Raw genomic sequence first — 17,390 nt, forward strand, 5'->3', positions numbered from 1 at the left:
GCTTTCGTTTAAGGCTTATACAGTAAAAGTTGTAGTATTTATACACAGCGGCCGCTAATAAAGCTGGGTCGGCACGAGGAGGAGCAACATATGTCAACGATACTTATTCGGAACGCCGTGGTGATGACAATGAATAATCAAGACCATATTTTCACGGGCGATGTATTTATAGATGGCAATCGGATATCGCAAATGGGAGAACGGCTGGAAATACAAGCGGCAGACCGCATTATTGAGGCGGGAGGGAAGGTGCTGCTGCCCGGTTTCGTGCAAACGCACATCCATCTTTGTCAAACGCTATTCCGGGGAAGAGCCGATGACTTATCGCTGATTGAATGGTTAAAAGAGAAAATTTGGCCGCTCGAAGCTGCGCACAGCGAGGACTCGGTATACTACTCTGCCATGCTTGGGATCGGCGAATTGATAAGAAGCGGCACGACGACGATTCTAGATATGGAAACGGTCCATTATACACATTCCGCATTTCAAGCGATTAAGGAAAGCGGTATTCGAGCTCTCTCGGGTAAAGTGATGATGGACCACGGTACGGAGGTGCCGGTTGCCTTGCAGGAGAATACCCAAAAATCGCTTCAGGACAGTGTGGATTTATTGGAAAAATGGCATGGTGCCGAGAATGGACGGATTCAATACGCGTTTTGTCCGCGCTTCGTTGTTTCCTGTACGGAAGAGCTGCTGGTTGGCGTGCGTGATCTTTCTGCTGAGTATGGCGTAATGGTGCATACTCATGCATCGGAAAATTTAGGTGAAATCGCGATGGTGGAAGCGGAACGCGGCATGAGAAATGTCGTTTATTTGGATCACATCGGGTTGGCAAAGCCGAATTTGATTTTGGCCCATAGCATTTGGCTCGATGACGAGGAGAAACGAATCATTCGGGATAGAGGCGTTAAGGTTACGCATTGTCCGGGATCCAATATGAAGCTTGCTTCGGGCATAGCGGAGATTCCGCTCCTGCTGGAGCAAGGCATTGATATCGGCATCGGAGCGGACGGGGCGCCTTGCAACAACAACCTGGATATGTTTCAGGAGATGCGATTGACTGCCTATATGCAAAAGGTCAAGCATGGTCCGACGATTATGAACGCAAAAACGGTGCTGCGGATGGCGACAATGGGCGGAGCTAAGGTGCTTGGCTTAGAGGAGGAGATCGGCAGCATCGAGATAGGCAAGCTTGCTGATTTGCAGCTTCTGGATTTGGAGGACTTTCATGTGTATCCGTCATTCGATGCCGACTGGTATTCGAGAGTCGTCTATGCGGCGACAAGAGGCGATGTCGATACGGTCCTTATCGACGGGCAAATCGTGATGGAGAACAAGCTTGTGAGAACGGTCGATAAGAAGGTTGTCTTAAAAGAAGCGGATCGCTCTTTGCGGAAATTGATAGAAAGACTGTAGCATTTGGAATTCGTTCTAACCGTAAAATAACCCTTTCGAGTGTTGATGCTTAGGGAGGAATAATTAATGGATATGTATGATGTACTGGCAGCGGTAAAGGCTGACGATCAACGCGGCGTACTGGCAACAATCGTTTGTGCAGAGGGCCATTCTTACCGGAAGGCAGGAGCAGCGATGCTGTTCAAACAGAGCGGCGAGCAAATTGGAACGGTTAGTCCGGGCTGCCTGGAGCATGATCTGCTGGAGAGAGCGGCAAGCATCATACATTCAGGTCAGTTTGAATTTATAGATTATAATTTGAATCCCGATGAGGATGTGATTTGGGGTGAGGCTGTCGGCTGCGGCGGGGAAATGCGCGTGCTGCTTGAGCCGATTGATGGACCATTGCGAATGATTCTGCTTGAGGCGAAGGAGAGGACCGATGCTGGTGTGCCGGTCAGGCTGCTTCGAAGCTGGAATGAAAAGGAAATCAGCTACAGTCTTGTCGATGACGTAGATACCGGACAATCGCTGGAAACTTCAGATGCGAAAGACGGGGTCTCCAATCATATGTCGTTTGTGATTAGCCCTAGGCCCCGGCTGGTCATATTCGGTGTCGGTAAGGACGCAGAGGCGGTCTATTCGCTGGTCAAGCAAATCGGATTTCATGTTGTGGTAGCGGATTGGCGGCCGTCACTATGCACGAAGGAGCGGTTCCCGGATGCGGAGATCGTCATTGGTTCGCCTGAGCAAATTACTGAGCAGCTTCAATTCCGCTCGGATGATTATTTGATCGTGTGCAGTCACAATCTGCACCAGGATAAGGATATGATTCGGCTCGCACTGCCGCTTCAGCTTGTATATATCGGCATTATGGGCTCGAAGAAACGAATTCGCATGCTGTTTGAGACGTTTCTCATTCCATCCAATGTAAGGGCGCCGATCGGGCTTTCAGTTGGCGCGGACGGCCCGTATGAAATAGCGGTGAGCATTGCGGCTGAGCTTATTGCCATACGCGCAGGCCGCAAAGCGCATCCGAGGAAGGAGAGGGGAAGAGATGCTTATTTCAGCCCTTTATTTAGCGGCAGGCCAGAGCTTACGCATGGGAGTACGCAAGCAGTCGCTCGAGCTGGCGAAGGGCAAGCCGCTCGCAATCGTGGGGCTGCATACTCTTTTGTCCAGCCCACTTAAAAATGTGATGGCTGTCGTCCATCCGGAGGATCCTTTAGAATGGTTATCTGTGGAAGGAGGGGCAGCAGGCCATGCTGCTCCTTCTGATGTTAAAGCTGTCCGTTTAGTTGCATGCCCGGAAGCTTCGCAAGGCATGTCTTATTCGATTCGATGCGGCCTTAAAGCGCTCATGGCCGATGAGCCCGCTCTTGATGCCATTGTGGTTGCTCTCGCAGACCAGCCATTTATTACATCCGAAATGATTGCCGAACTTATTCATTATTGGAGCGAGCGGCCGGAGCTGGATTTCGTTGCGACTGCGGCGCATGATGCAGGAGGCAAGTCAATCGTTTTAATGCCTCCTGCTGTTTTGTCTCGTTCAATGTTCGCATCAGTGCTGCTGCTAGAGGGGGATACGGGTGCGCGAAAACTGTTTCAGTCACCGGATTTTAAAGGCTGCGGTTTAGTGGCTGCGGATCGGACAACCTTGCTCGATATCGATACGCCTGCTGATATGGAACTGGCGAAAAAACATTATTCGGCCTATTTCATTTAGTGATAGATGAAGTCCATGTGAATATATATAACACAAATTGACGATTATTTCGTGCATGCTGCACAAAATGTGTCGTTCATTTATGTATGTTATATATGTTGACGTACAATTGACATGGATATATATTGAAGTTACGTTATTGGTCATAACCAAAACTAGCGAAAGCGACAGAAGCCGTTCCAGTGCGGCAGGCGTAAGCATTTTGCGTGGAGAGAATGGCAGCGTACATACGGGAAACCTTGTATCTGTTCATCTTTCGAGAAAATAGTGAGTCGGGGAGGAACGGTATGAAGCAGCACAAAAAAGTATTTTTCGCAGGTGCAGCACTTCTTTTAACGGTCGTATTAGTCATTAGCGGTTGTTCCAGCAGCAAGACGGACAAGGCAGAAAAGAATGCAAATGAGGGTGCGGTAAATTCGGCAACGGATGAGCCGGCGAAGCTGCCGCGTGTCGCATTCGTTTATATCGGGCCTCCTGGAGACGGCGGTTGGACATTCGAGCATGACAAGGGCAGATTGTACATGGAGGAGAAGCTGGGCATTAAAGCGGACACGGTCGAAAATGTACCGGAGAGCGCTGATGCGGAACGAATCATTACGGAGCTCGCGCAAAACCACGACATTATATTTACGACAAGCTTCGGTTATATGGATTACACGCTTAATGTCGCTAAAAAATTTCCGGATGTGAAGTTTCTTCATACCGCCGGCTACAAAACAAACGACAACATGGGCACGTATTTCGGAAAAAACTTTGATGCCAGCTATTTAAGCGGAATTGCAGCAGGAAAAATGACGAAGAAAAACGTGATCGGCTATGTCGGCGCGTTCCCGATTCCTGAAGTCATTTATAACATAAACGCTTTTACGCTAGGCGTGCAAAGCGTCAATCCGGATGCCAAGGTCAGCGTCGTATGGACGAATACCTGGTATGATCCTACAACCGAACGTCAGGCGGCAGTAAGCCTGCTTGATAAAGGAGCGGACATATTGCTCGCTTATCAGGATTCGCCGGCAACGCTGCAGGCCGCGGCTGAACGGGGCGCTATGGCGGGGGGTAACGACTCCGATATGACCCGGTTCGCGCCTGACGCATACTTAACGAACCCGATCTGGAACTGGGGCCCTTATTATACAAAGGCCGTTCAATCCGTAATCGACGGCACTTGGAAAGCCGAGCAATATTCAGGCTCGCTCGCTGACGGAATGGTTGATATTGCGCCGCTTGGGCCAAGCGTGCCAGAGGATGTGAAGACGTTAGTGAACGATACGAAAGCGAAGCTCATCAGCGGCAAGGTCAATGTTTTTACCGGTCCGATTTCGGACGCATCCGGCGCGGTCAAGGTGGAGGAAGGCAAAACATTGACGCTGGATGAAATTTTGGTTATGGATTGGTTCGTTAAAGGAGTAGTGGGTACGATTCCGAAATAAGCGGATTTGAACATACGGCTAAATTAACAAATCCCTGAATTAAGGGATTTGTTGATTTATTCACACCTATTTCACGAATGAAATGGCTTTCGTAGCGGTTTGCTTCGCAAACCTTAAGCTTATGCTTTCGTAGTGGTTTGCTTCGCAAACCTTAAGCTTATGCTTTCGTAGTGGTTTGCTTCGCAAACCTTAGGAGGGATGTTATGAATGATAGCTATTCGGTAGAAATGCGCCAGATCGTGAAGCATTTCGGTACGGTCGTGGCGAATGATTTTGTAGATTTCCGCGCGAAGCCGGGACAGATCCATGCTTTGCTCGGAGAGAACGGAGCGGGGAAAAGTACGATGATGTGCATGCTTTCTGGCGTATATAGGCCGACCAGCGGTGAAATTTTCATTCATGGTGAGCCGGCAAAAATCCGGTCTCCGAAGGATGCCATGAAGCTTGGCGTTGGCATGGTCTTTCAAAACTTCCGTCTCGTTCAAAATTTAACCGCCGCCGAAAATATCGTGCTGGGGGAGAAATCGTCGTTTTGGCGGGGAGCCAAATGGATGAACAATAAGCAGCATGAAATCGAAGCGATTGCGGAGCATTTTGGCTTATCCTTCCCGGTAAACCGTCCGATCTGGCAGCTCTCCGTTGGGGAGCAGCAGCGGGTGGAAATTGTTAAGACGCTTTATCGCGGCGCTGATCTTATTATTTTGGATGAGCCGACATCGGTGTTGACGCCCGGCGAGGCGGAGCAGCTGTTCGCAACGCTGCAGCGCATGAAGGCGGAGGGTAAGACGGTCATACTGACTACTCACAAGCTGAAGGAGGTTATGGTCGCATCGGATCATATCTCGGTCATGCGCAAAGGAAAGCTGATTCATTCCATGGGCAAAACAGACACGAATGAGCGCGAGCTTGCCAAGCTGATGGTCGGCAAGGAGCTCGGGGAAAGCCGTCCATTCCTTCCCCGCCCGCAAGGCAAGCGTTTGCTCGAAGTACAGCAAGTCGATGTATATGCGGATCATGGCAGGAAATCGCTTGATCATTTCTCGCTGCATGTGAATGAAGGAGAAATTGTCGGGGTGGCGGGTGTCGCGGGCAACGGGCAGAAGGAGCTTGCCGAGGTGCTTACTGGTCTGCGTTCGTGGAAGCGGGGGACGATTTATTTTAACGGAAAAGTACTGAAGAATGGATCTGTGAGGGCGGCAATCGAGTCGGGGATCGCCCATGTGCCTGAGAATCGGATGAAAAGCGGTCTCGCCGGAAGCCTCGGCATCGTTGACAATTTGTTGTTGAAATCGTACCGGACGAAAGAGCGGTCGCGCTTCGGTTTTCTGCGAATCGGCGTGAATCGCTCATGGTCGCAAAGTTTGGTCGAGCAATTTGATGTGAAAACGCCTGGACTCGATACGCCGGTTCAGCAATTATCCGGAGGGAACCAGCAGAAGCTGTTATTTGCAAGAGAGGTTCATCAGGAGCCGCTGCTCATGGTTGCCGTACATCCGACGCAGGGACTAGATGTCGGAGCGACCGAAGGGGTTCATCGTTTAATGGCCGAAATGCGGGATGAAGGCAAAAGCGTCTTGCTTATTTCAGAGGACTTAGACGAGGTCATCCAGCTCTCTGACCGGATTCTTGTCATTTATAACGGTCAAATCGCAGCTGAAGTGATAAGAGAGGAAGCGGATCGGGAGAAGATCGGCATGTATATGGCAGGTCTTCAGGATGCGGAGGAGGAAGCGGGATGAGTGAGCAAAAGCCCGTATTAAATAAAGGCGGAACGCTTTCAGCTGAGGCTGCTCATGAGCCTGGTAAATGGAATCGGCGCTCCTATCGTATTGAAATGGACAGCTCAAAGAGAGGCAGCGCCTGGTGGATACCTATCGTATCGGTGCTGCTGGCACTTGCCGTATGCGGCATTTTTATTGCAGCCAACGGAATGAACCCGTTTCCCGTATACAAAAAAATGTTCACAGGTGCTTTCGGCACTTCTTACGGGTTAACTGAAACGCTCGTAAAAACGATCCCGCTGCTGTTATGCGGACTTGGCGTAGCGATTGCTTACCGGATTTCGGTGTGGAATATCGGAGCGGAAGGGCAGTTTGCGGCAGGAGCGATGGCAGCGACTGCGGTGACGATTTATTTTCCGAATATGCCGGGTATCCTCATTATTCCTGCTATGATCGTTTTCAGTATCGTAGCGGGCGGCATATGGGGGCTGTTAACGGCAATTCCCCGCACCTACTTTCAAGTGAATGAGCTGGTCACTTCGCTGATGCTCAATTATGTTGCTTTGCTGGCGATGGATTATTTCGTGTTCGGTCCTTGGAAGGATCCGAAGGGCATGAATTTTCCGGGAACGCCGATGTTTACGGATGCGCAGTCGCTGCCCGTTTTGGGCGATACGAGGCTGCATCTCGGTCTATTGTTCGGCATCATCGCGATTGTCCTCTATGGCTTCTTCATTAAATACACGCGCTGGGGCTATGAGCTTCGGCTGATCGGCGCCAATTCTGAAGCTGCCAAAAATGCGGGCATCCGGATCAGCAGACATATTTTGCTGGTCATGATCATTAGCGGGGGATTGGCCGGACTGGCTGGGATGGCCGAGGTATCCGGAGTGACGCACCGTCTGATGTACGGCTTATCGCCGGGCTACGGCTATACCGCCATCATTGTGGCATGGCTCGCCAAACTGCATCCGATCGGGCTTGTCGTTTCCTCGTTCTTATTTGGAGGACTAATCGTTGGAGGATACAGCGTACAAACGATCGGCTTGCCTTCCTCGATTTCCGAAATGCTGCAGGGCGCCATTTTGTTTTTCCTTATTGCAGGCGGCACGATCAGTAAATTCCGGCTTCGCAGAATTCGTTGAAAAGGAGCGCATAAACGATGGAAATCGTGTATCAAATGCTGCTGGCCGCCATATCCTCTGGTACACCGCTATTATTTGCAACGCTGGGCGGCATATTGATCGAACGTTCAGGCATCATCCAGCTTGGCGCGGAAGGCCTAATGCTGATGGGAGCCGTTACGGCATGCCTGACATTTCTGCAAACCGGAAGCTTGCCGGTAACGCTGCTGGCCGTTTGCGGCATAAGTATTTTGCTGGGCGCCGTTCATGCATTTCTTAGCGTAACGCTTCGGGCGAATCAAATCGTATGCGGACTCGCGATGACTTTATTCGGAGCTGGGCTTAGCGCTTACCTGGGCAAGCCAATCAGCGGCCTTCCTGTCCCCGGAGCTGTGCCGAAGCTTGATATGCCGTGGCTTGAAGCCGTTCCGTTCGCAGGCCGAATCTTTGCTCATTTGGATGTATTAACCTGGTTCAGCTTCCTGCTTGTCATTGTTCTTCATCTCTTCATTCATCGTACCTCGTGGGGACTTCATCTGCGGGCGATAGGCGACAATCCGGCTACCGCGGATGTTATGGGAATACGCGTTCAAGCGTTTCGTTACGGCTATATCGTTATCGGCTCGATCCTTATTGGATTAGCAGGGGCGGATTTGCTGCTCGTTTATTCTCCGACTTGGACGGAGGGGATGATTTCGGGACGAGGCTGGATTGCGGTCGCTTTAATTATTTTTGCCAGATGGAATCCGATCCGTGCGCTATTATGCGCTTATTTCTTTGGAGCGCTCGACATGCTGGGCTTCCGCATTCAATTAATAGGGAGCGAAATACCGTCCTACTTCTTAAAAATGATTCCTTATATCGTAACGATTCTAGTCCTTATGTTTCTCGGCTGGCGAAATCGCAATAAGCCATCCGGCTCGCCGGAATCGCTAGGTACGCCTTACGTTCGGGAGCAACGATTTTAACGACAACTGGAGGGGAGCAGGATGGGCATGAATGTACAGGAGACCATGTCGTCTCCTCTTGTGTGGCATCCGCAAACGGCTGCGGAAGCATGGATATTGAAACAAAATTTTGGGATAGAAAGCGTATATATATCCGGTGGAACCTTACTTCGTACGCATTGGGAGTCAGGGGTAGCTGCAATGCCGCAGCATTTGATCGATTTGAGCGCCATTCGCGGTTTGAATGACTGCAAAATCGGCGAGCAAGACCTGCTAATAGGCGGCCAAATGAGCCTTCAGGCCTGTCGTACGAACTTATTTCTGCAGCGTCATTTTCCAATGGTCACCGAGGCGATTCGAACGATTGCAGCGCCATCCATTCGTCAAATTGCTACGATCGGGGGCAATGTGGCCTCCAATATCGGCGATTCGATACCTGCGCTGCTGGTATATGACGCCGAAGTGAGCTGGTATGACGGTTCGGCCGAGCTTCAGACGCCTTTATCGGAATGGCTGCTGCATGCAAACGACTCGAGCCGGGAAAATGAGCGTTTGCTGCTTAGTTTACAGCTTCCTTTTAAGAAAAGCGAGGACGATTCAATACATGATAGTGATGAAGAGAAGGATTCGAATGCGAAAATGAAGCGTTTTAGCGCTTACCATAAAGTGGGACGCCGCGAAGCGTTCACGCCTTCTGTCGTTACGGCAGCCATTAAAGGATCGCTTACGAAATCCGGCGTTTTGAAGGAAATTCGAATAGCGCTCGGAGGAGGACAGACGATTCCTCAGCGGATAGAACAATTAGAAAAAGAAATAATCGAAGCGGCCGTGGATGCCCGGCTTCTGCAGCATGTATATGACCGAATCCTTCAGCTTTATGAGCCTCGGGAGGATATATTCGCATCGGCCGCCTATCGGAAGACGACAGCAGCAAATTTAATCGTTACCGAGCTGTGGAAAGCAGCCAAAGTTTAGACGTGTATGGGGAGGATGAGGCTTATGCTTTTAAACCGCGCTAGCAGTGGGGGACGATGGCGAATCCGCCCTGACGGTCCGGGTAAGGTGACGGGCAGCTTAGCCTATTTAACGGATATGTCTAAGGAAGATATGCTTTATGGACTAGTGCTGCGCAGCGAGCATCCGCATGCCCGAATCGTCTCGATTCATACGGATAAGGCGAAGCAATTGCCGGGAGTTCATGCGGTGCTCACGTATTTGGACATCCCCGGATTAAATGCTTTCGGCATCGCTCATCCGGATCAGCCTGTTTTGTGCGAGGACCGGGTGCGGTATGTGGGGGACGCGCTGGCGACAGTGGCAGCTGATAATATAGCAATTGCCCAGCATGCGATTGAATTAATTGAAGTCGAATACGATATTTTGCAGATCGCAGATGATCCCGAGCAGGCGCTATTGGCGGATGCGCCGCAGCTTCACCCTCGCGGGAATGCGATGCATCGTACATCGTTCACTAGAGGCGACATAGAAGAAGGTTTCGCGAAATGCGCGCATATTATAGAAGAAACCTATTATACACCTCGTCAAATGCACACATACATGGAAACGGAAGGCGGCTTGTTTGTTCCTGAGGACAACGGACGATTGACGGTCTATTCACCGACACAGCACGGTTTCATGGATCGGATGCAGTTATCCCGTATTTTGGCGAAGCCGCAGGAAGAAATCCGAATCGTCTCAAGTCCAATCGGCGGCTCGTTCGGCGGGAAAGACGAATTGAACGTACAGCCATACGGCGCGCTGCTTGCGTTAAATACAGGGAAGCCCATCAAGATGCATAACTCCAGACAGGAATCCGTGCGGGCAGGCTTAAAGCGGCATCCGATGAAAATTACGATGAAAACGGGCACGGATGCTGCGGGCAAATTGCGGGCCCATCAAGTCACCATTATCTCGGATACCGGCCCCTATTCGACACTGGGAGCTGAGGTGTTAAACTTTGCGACCGAGCATGTCATTGGTCCTTATAAGTACGAGCATTTGGATGTAAAAGGCGTATCGGTGTTTACGAATAACGGCATGTCCGGCGAATTCCGGGGCTTCGGCGGCAATCAAGCGATCTTCGCGCTGGAAGGACAAATGGAACGGCTGGCTGAACGGCTTTGCATGGAGCCTTGGGCGTTCCGTCGACTGAATATGCGTCAGGTGGATGATCCCGGCCCTTTCGATCAGCCTATCGCGATGACGGAAGGCGCCGAACAAGTGTGGAGGGCCATAGCGGGATGTCCGCTGTGGCTGGAGAGAGGACGCTTGGAAGCATCCGGCCAGCAATCCGCCGAGCCTTGGATTAAGACGGGAATTGGCGCCGCCTTTACGATGCATGGCGCAGGGCTCGGCGTCGGCATTCCCGATCCGGCCGGCGGACGGTTAGAACTGGCGGCAGACGGGAAAATCGAAGCGGTATTCGGCTACGAGGAATTTGGGCAAGGCCTGATTGCAACGCTGGAGCAGATGCTGATCGAGCAGTTCGGTTTAGCCGCGGCAGATATCCGGATCATTATCGGGGACACCGATGTCGTGCCGGATAGCGGATCAACGACCGCATCGCGCGCAACCGCGATGATGTGGAAATCGCTGCAAAGATTGAGGAACCCGTTTACTGAGCAAATGCTGAAGAGGGCAGCAGCTTTGGCCCTACGTCCGGCAGAACAGCTGCGGCTTAGCGAAGGCGGTATTCGGGAAAAAACAGGCGCTCCGCTGCTGCTTACGTATGAAGAGCTCGCGAAAGAGGATGGCGCACCGATCCGCTGCGAAACGTCATTTTCATTTCCAACATCTCCTACAGACCGGGTGGGCGCCCATTTTATGTACACCTACTCGGCCGTTGTTGCTAAGGTAGAGCTCAATACGTTAACCGGGCGGGTTCAGGTGCTTCAGCAATATCATGCCGTTGCGGCAGGACCGGTTGTAAATCCGCAGGGCTTCCTCGGACAAATCGAAGGCGGAAGCAGCATGGCGCTTGGTTTTACGCTGATGGAAGATGCGGTTATGGATAAGGGGCATTACATGACGCGAAATTTGGATACGTATCTCGTTCCGACAATAGCCGATCAAAGAGGGCTGGTTGAGGTCGAGCCGATTGAGCATTTGCCGGAAAACGATGACTACGGTCCGCGGGGAATTGGCGAGGTCGGATCTGTTACGCTGGCACCAGCTATAGCGGCAGCCATTCGGCAGGCAAGCGGCAAATGGATAACGAAATTGCCGGTTGAGCCAAGCTTTCTGCAGGAAGCGCCATTTTTTCTAACGAAGGGGTGAGTAGGAATGAGTGATAAGGGTGCGGAATCTCAGACGCCGTTTGCGCTGCAATGCTTCATTAATGGAGGAGAGAAAACGATCGAGGCTGCGCCCTCGACCAGGCTGCTAACGATTTTGCGGGAGGATCTGGCGCTTACCGGCACGAAGCGTTCTTGTGAAGTCGGACGATGCGGCGCATGTATGGTGCTGATCGATGGCAAAGCGGTCAATTCCTGCTTATCGATGGCCTATCAATGCTCTGGAAAACAAATCACGACGATCGAAGGCGTAGCGGTAAGCGGAATGGATCCGATCCAGCAGGCATTTCTGGAGGAGGGCGGCTTTCAATGCGGCTATTGCACTCCGGGCATGGTCATTTCCGTCAAAGCGATGCTGGACGAAAATCCAAATCCATCCGAGGATGAAATAGCTGAAGCGTTGTCCGGCAATATATGCCGCTGTACCGGTTATGGTGGAATATGGCGTGCGGTTAAGCGAGCGATTGAAGGGAGGCGTGCTGCGACATGATCGATAAGGATAAGCATTTATTTTATTTATTACGCAGTATTGAAGTGTCGCGAAAGGCCAGAGAAGCCGGAAATACACCATTTGGAGCCATTCTTGTGTGCCCTGATGGCCAGATCGTGCTTGAGCAGGGCAATGTGGAGATTACGGAATCGAACTGTACCGGCCATGCGGAAAGAACGCTGATGGAGGAAGCCTCTAAGCGGTACGGTAGAGATGAGCTTTGGCATTTTACGCTTTATACGACGGCGGAACCCTGTGCGATGTGCGCAGGCTCGATTTATTGGGGAAATGTAGGCACAGTCGTTTATGGCATTACGGAGAAGCGCTTAGCCCAGCTTACAGGCGACGATGAACAAAACCCGACGCTGGATTTGCCCTGCCGCATCGTATTTCAGCAGGGCCGCAAACCAATTCAAGTAATCGGTCCGTTTCCGGAGGTTGAGGCGGCGGCGGTTGCGGTTCATGAGGGGTATTGGAGATGAAGATAACGATTGAAAAAATAAATGAAAGCAGCCGCGAGCAATTCGTCGAGTTTTTGGGCGACATTTTTGAGCATTCGCCGTGGATCGCCGTTTCAGCTTATGGAGCACGACCATTCGCTTCGGTTGACGCTCTGCATACAGCCATGATCAATGTCGTGCGTGAGTCAAGGGTGGAAACGATCGTCGACCTATTCCGTGCTCATCCCGATCTTGGAACGAGGCTTGCAGTCGCTGAATATTCCGCGCAGGAACAGCAAGGCGCTGGCCTGAATCAGCTAACGCCCGAAGAATATGAGCGTTTTTACAGTTTGAATCAAACGTATATGAGGACCTTCGGTTTTCCTTTTATTTTAGCGGTGAGAGGGAAGAAGAAGGAGGATATATTGGATGCGATGAATGCGAGAATATGGAACACGGCTAGTGAAGAAGCGGAGCAGGCACTTCTTGAAATCGAAAAAATAACCAGGTTCCGATTAAGAGATCTCATCATAGAGTAGAGAAAGGAAGAAGCATCATGTTAAAATTACGCAGCGGACGCACGCTTTATTATGGTAAAGGGGACGTACTGAGCTATCGGACATATGCGGCTCCGCTCTCCGTCAAATCGATACCGGAATCGCCATATAAGGGCGATACAAACGTTATTTTTGCTCATAACATAACCTTTTCGGTGAGCAGCGAGGTGCTGCTTACCTCCTTCACGGAAGGGGACAATACGCAGGTCGTAGCTACGGACTCCATGAAAAATTTTATTTTGCGCCAAACGGCGAATTATGATGGAAGCACGACAGAGGGGCTTCTTGCCTTCATCAGTGAACGGTTTCTGGAGCGTTATCCGCATATCGATGCCATCGAAATTAGTGCTGACCGGCTGCCGTTCAGCTCCGTCACTTTAGCGGCAGGAAGCGGTTGGAGTGATAGCCAGCTCGTATTCCGCAGGTCGCATAACGAGCATGCCAGCGCCTTTCAAAAATGGGTCCGTACCGCTAATGGCGCAGCACTTGCCGAGCAAGAAAGCGCCTTGTCGCAAATTCAGCTTATTAAGGTTAGCGGCAGCTCCTTCTATGGCTTCATTCGCGATGAATATACGACTTTGCCTGAAAGCTTTGACCGGCCTTTATTTATTTTTTTAGATATCTTTTGGACGTATGAAGACGCAGAGGATGCTTTCGACAGCGAGCGCGGCCGGTACGTTCCTTCCGAGCAGGTCCATGATCTTGCTCATACGCTGTTCCATTCGGCGAATTCGCCGTCTATCCAATATTTGATCTATCGAATTGGGAAAAGCATCTTAACGAGCTTTCCGCAGCTGGCCGAAGTCCGCTTCGAATCAAACAACCGTACATGGGAGACGGTAGTGGAGCCGGATCATTCCGCAGCAGCCGGCGTTTACACAGAGCCGCGTCCTCCTTATGGCTTCCAAGGCTTTACGCTGACAAGAGCTGATCTGGAGGAAGGGACGGAATCCTCATGAGCGGACGGATAACGACTCATGTTCTTGATCTTGCAGGCGGAAAACCGGTTGTCGGCATAGCAATCGAGCTTTGGTATTTAGGGGAGAAAGCTGGAAATACGGATGAAGAGTACATGCCGAAACTGATAGGCGCATATAAGACGAATGATGACGGGCGCGTTGATCAGCCATTGCTTGAAGGTGAGGAGGTCCAGCCAGGCGTGTATGAGCTTATATTCGCGGCTGGCGAATTTTTCAGGCGTACGGAGCATTTGGCAGCATTCTCAAATAGCTTATTCGATCTGATTCCGATCCGTTTCCAGATTCGAGACGCAACATTGCATTATCATGTTCCGTTATTAGTCGCTCCCGGCGGGTACAGCACATATCGCGGGAGCTAGACATGCATGGGAATGTATATAAGCCTTAGCGGAAGTGTATGAATAGATATATATGGAGAGGAGATTTGGCGATGACATTAGTAAATGAACAATCGGCAGCAGTTAGGGCGTTATTGCCGCAGCTGCCAAAGGTCGATTTGCATGTGCATCTGGACGGAAGTGTAAAGCCGGAAACGTTAATGGAGCTTGCGAGGGAACAGGGAAGCCCTTTGCCGATAGTCTCGGAAGATGAGCTGCTTGCTCATATGCAAGCCGGAGAGCATTGTGAGAGCTTGAAGGAATATTTAAGTAAATTCAGCTTTGTATTGCCCTATTTGCAAACGGGAGCGGCTTTAGAAAGAGTCGCTTTCGAGGTGGTTGAGCAAGCCGCCAAGGAGGGGGTACACTATATTGAAGTGCGATTCGCGCCTCAGCTGCATCGCCTGCAGGGCTTAACCATACACGAAGCTATCCATCATGTCGTAGAGGGCTTGAGGCGTGGCGAGCAAGTATTCGGAACGGTAGCGAGAGCGATCATTATTTGTTTGAGAAGCCATTCGTACCCATGGAATAAGGACGTTGTTGAAGAAGCGGCGCAATTTTATAGAAAAGGGGTCGTTGCAGTCGATTTGGCCGGGGATGAAGCTTCGTTTCCCGCGCATCTGTTCCTCCAGCTGTTCGAAGGGGCTCAGTTGCTTGGCTTGCCGATTACGATTCATGCGGGAGAAGCCGCAGGTGCGGAAAACGTTCACGTAGCCATCACAGATCTTGGCGCAGTTCGAATCGGTCATGGCGTACGGATGCTGGAGGATCCCGAGGTAGTTGCGCTAGTAAAGGAACGGCAAATACCGCTTGAGATGTGCCCGGTCAGCAACATCCAGACGAAAGCCGTCTCGGACTGGGATGCCTACCCGATACGACGCTATTTGGAGCAAGGCATCATGGTTACCGTAAATACGGATAATATGACCGTCTCCGATACGTCGTTACAGAAGGAATATGAGCATTTAATCGAGTATTGCGGCATCACGCTGGACGAGATTGCGAGAATCATAATGAACGGCGTGAAAGCGGCTTTTTTGGAAGAAGATGAGAAAAAGGCGATGATTGCGAGGTTTGAAAGTGAATTCGCAGCATTGGGCCTGCGTGTATCATAATCGCGATAAGTTAGTGTGCTGGGGGAGGCTTCACGTCTGTGATTGACGTGAAGCCTTTCTTTGTTCGCGCTTTTCGAGGCGCATCCGAGTTAAGCTTTACCATTCAAGCTTTGGCTTTTGTTTCCAAATGAATCTGACGTTGTTATACTGGAAGGAAGGACGGAGCAAGCTTTCATTGTAGAACATGAAACGAGAATATGATGAGCAGATCAAGGCGGCGATAAGATGGATCACACCACTCCAAGAGCAAAAGAGCTTTTTACCTTATATTTCGGGAGCCACTTTCAGATGCACCGTGATGGAAAGCTAGAGGAATATAAAAGCTATAACATTTCAAAGGAAGAGGAAGCCGGGTGGTTCGAGGAAATGATTGCAAAATATACGGGCGAGCTGTCCATAAGGAGCTGGGATCCCGTTATCGGTCTATTGACCGTTGCTAAAAACTATCCGGACAGCCGAATTCTGGACAACGTTATTACTTTTGCTTCCAGGCATGTCATGTCATCAGACAGCATCGTCAAGCTTATGTATGCCGAGAACATCATCGCGATTATTAAGCTGGTTAGCAATAAATGTTCCACCGAGCAGCTGCACCGTGCTTACAAAGTAACTGCGCTTATATTGGAGGACATTATTTCCAAGCCGTTAATTATCGACCCGGGCCATGAGCTGCACGAATTCCATTTGAAAGACAAGAGGTCATTAAATAATCGAGCGTCCAAAAGCATTGAAGTCATAAAGGAAATGCTTAATTGAGCTGGTTTCATTATTACAAGCGCCGGCTTTGCTTCAAAAGGGAAATAGCATATTGAACAGTCGTGGATGCTATGGGGGTCTATATGAAAAAGAAGAATAAAATGCTCCTTTTTATCGGCATGATTATCCTGCTGCTCGCTTTATTTCGATGGAATTCTACTACAAAGATAACAACAGCGCTGGTGATGGTGATCGACGTAAAAGCAAATGAAATCCTTGTACAGGATTTGAGCGGAAACCGCGAAACCGTTCAAATACCAGAGGGTATTTATAAATTAATTGTAGTGAATAGACAATATTGGATCAAATACGAGCACCGGGAATGGGAGAAACCGGAATTGCTCTCCATTGAACCTCAATAGGGAATGCAGCATTTTATTTGACTAAGTTGAGTCAAGGAGGCTGTCTCAGCAGGGTTAATGTCTAGTGAGACCGCTATCCTGTAAATTGATAATGATGCAACAACTGAAGCAGACACTTCGTTTGAAAGGTAACTGACAATAGGGGGCCTTTTTAATGAAAATAAAATTTGGAATACTGTCATGTGCAATTTTGGTCGTTTTAACAGGCTGCTTGGCTAATCCATCGGATAAACGGCCGGAAAATGTGAAAGTAGAAGCGAATTGGGTCGTTGACGAAGATAAGCTTACATTGGATCATGTGAAAAAAGCAATTGAAGCAGAGGGAGTTGAGCTGTTTCTGAGAGATGAGAAGAATGATTGGGTATTGAATCAGGTAAAGCCCAATAGATTTTCGATCGGCTGGCCAACGGAAAAAACGGTACGTCCAGAATACATTTCGATTTATATATATAAGACAGAGCAAGCACGCAAAGAAGGCTTAGATGATTTTAACATGCAAAAGGAAAAGTATGATATGCAAATACCGAATATTTACGAGCACAAAAATGCTCTTATTTTGTATTGGCATCATGAGAATGTCGACAATGCTCACAACAGTAAGTTTGGTTCACAAATTGAAGCGGCTATTCAAAAAATATGATTATAAGCCCCTTTGTCCGTTGCAGCCGGTGCTC

18 protein-coding genes are annotated in these 17,390 nt (G+C 50.0%); all 18 read left to right on the plus strand.

Annotated elements, in window-relative coordinates:
- The first annotated feature begins 90 nt into the window (after positions 1-90).
- The 18 genes from ASG81_RS18830 (at position 91) to ASG81_RS18915 (ending at position 17,356) form a co-directional block, all read left to right on the plus strand.
- Complete coding sequence (locus ASG81_RS18830; protein WP_056637530.1) at positions 91-1,416, plus strand: 5'-deoxyadenosine deaminase; 1,326 nt, start codon at positions 91-93, stop codon at positions 1,414-1,416.
- Positions 1,417-1,482: 66 nt separating this feature from the next.
- Complete coding sequence (locus ASG81_RS18835; RefSeq protein ID WP_056637533.1) at positions 1,483-2,586, plus strand: XdhC family protein; 1,104 nt, start codon at positions 1,483-1,485, stop codon at positions 2,584-2,586.
- The gene (locus tag ASG81_RS18840) at positions 2,498-3,121 is read left to right on the plus strand and encodes a nucleotidyltransferase family protein (protein ID WP_162255036.1); all 624 of its coding nucleotides are present in this window, start codon (positions 2,498-2,500) and stop codon (positions 3,119-3,121) included. The genes ASG81_RS18835 and ASG81_RS18840 overlap by 89 nt, the downstream gene beginning before the upstream one ends.
- A gap of 287 nt (positions 3,122-3,408) precedes the next feature.
- Positions 3,409-4,551: a BMP family ABC transporter substrate-binding protein gene (locus tag ASG81_RS18845; RefSeq protein WP_056637540.1), complete on the plus strand. Its 1,143-nt coding sequence runs from the start codon at positions 3,409-3,411 to the stop codon at positions 4,549-4,551.
- Between the two features lie 203 nt (positions 4,552-4,754).
- Positions 4,755-6,290, plus strand: coding sequence for an ABC transporter ATP-binding protein (locus tag ASG81_RS18850; RefSeq protein WP_056637544.1), 1,536 nt, complete (start codon positions 4,755-4,757; stop codon positions 6,288-6,290).
- Positions 6,287-7,417, plus strand: coding sequence for an ABC transporter permease (locus tag ASG81_RS18855; RefSeq protein ID WP_056637547.1), 1,131 nt, complete (start codon positions 6,287-6,289; stop codon positions 7,415-7,417). Before ASG81_RS18850 ends, ASG81_RS18855 begins: the two co-directional genes overlap by 4 nt.
- 17 nt (positions 7,418-7,434) lie before the next feature.
- A complete protein-coding gene (locus ASG81_RS18860) occupies positions 7,435-8,364 on the plus strand; it encodes an ABC transporter permease (protein WP_056637550.1) in 930 nt (309 codons plus the stop codon).
- 21 nt (positions 8,365-8,385) lie between these two features.
- Positions 8,386-9,318, plus strand: coding sequence for an FAD binding domain-containing protein (locus ASG81_RS18865; protein WP_056637553.1), 933 nt, complete (start codon positions 8,386-8,388; stop codon positions 9,316-9,318).
- 24 nt (positions 9,319-9,342) lie between these two features.
- Positions 9,343-11,619 carry a xanthine dehydrogenase subunit D gene (gene pucD, locus ASG81_RS18870; protein WP_056637556.1) on the plus strand — a complete coding sequence of 759 codons (2,277 nt, stop codon included), beginning with the start codon at positions 9,343-9,345 and terminating at the stop codon, positions 11,617-11,619.
- 6 nt (positions 11,620-11,625) lie between these two features.
- A complete protein-coding gene (locus ASG81_RS18875; RefSeq protein WP_056637560.1) occupies positions 11,626-12,126 on the plus strand; it encodes a (2Fe-2S)-binding protein in 501 nt (166 codons plus the stop codon).
- Complete coding sequence (locus tag ASG81_RS18880) at positions 12,123-12,608, plus strand: nucleoside deaminase (protein ID WP_056637562.1); 486 nt, start codon at positions 12,123-12,125, stop codon at positions 12,606-12,608. The genes ASG81_RS18875 and ASG81_RS18880 overlap by 4 nt, the downstream gene beginning before the upstream one ends.
- Positions 12,605-13,105, plus strand: a complete 501-nt coding sequence (uraD, locus tag ASG81_RS18885; RefSeq protein ID WP_056637566.1) for a 2-oxo-4-hydroxy-4-carboxy-5-ureidoimidazoline decarboxylase — start codon at positions 12,605-12,607, stop codon at positions 13,103-13,105. Before ASG81_RS18880 ends, uraD begins: the two co-directional genes overlap by 4 nt.
- 17 nt (positions 13,106-13,122) lie before the next feature.
- On the plus strand, positions 13,123-14,082 hold the full coding sequence (pucL, locus tag ASG81_RS18890; protein ID WP_056637570.1) for a factor-independent urate hydroxylase: 960 nt from the start codon (positions 13,123-13,125) through the stop codon (positions 14,080-14,082).
- The gene (gene uraH / locus ASG81_RS18895; protein WP_056637573.1) at positions 14,079-14,462 is read left to right on the plus strand and encodes a hydroxyisourate hydrolase; all 384 of its coding nucleotides are present in this window, start codon (positions 14,079-14,081) and stop codon (positions 14,460-14,462) included. Before pucL ends, uraH begins: the two co-directional genes overlap by 4 nt.
- Positions 14,463-14,533: 71 nt before the next feature.
- Entirely contained in the window at positions 14,534-15,598 is a 1,065-nt protein-coding gene (gene add / locus ASG81_RS18900) for an adenosine deaminase (RefSeq protein WP_056637576.1), read from the plus strand.
- Positions 15,599-15,886: 288 nt separating this feature from the next.
- Complete coding sequence (locus ASG81_RS18905) at positions 15,887-16,354, plus strand: hypothetical protein (RefSeq protein ID WP_155971643.1); 468 nt, start codon at positions 15,887-15,889, stop codon at positions 16,352-16,354.
- 83 nt (positions 16,355-16,437) lie between these two features.
- Positions 16,438-16,716: a hypothetical protein gene (locus tag ASG81_RS18910; RefSeq protein WP_056637583.1), complete on the plus strand. Its 279-nt coding sequence runs from the start codon at positions 16,438-16,440 to the stop codon at positions 16,714-16,716.
- A 154-nt stretch (positions 16,717-16,870) separates the two neighbouring features.
- On the plus strand, positions 16,871-17,356 hold the full coding sequence (locus tag ASG81_RS18915; RefSeq protein WP_056637586.1) for a hypothetical protein: 486 nt from the start codon (positions 16,871-16,873) through the stop codon (positions 17,354-17,356).
- Positions 17,357-17,390: the final 34 nt, after the last annotated feature.

Source organism: Paenibacillus sp. Soil522 (assembly GCF_001428245.1).
Classification (GTDB): Bacteria; Bacillota; Bacilli; order Paenibacillales; family Paenibacillaceae; genus Pristimantibacillus.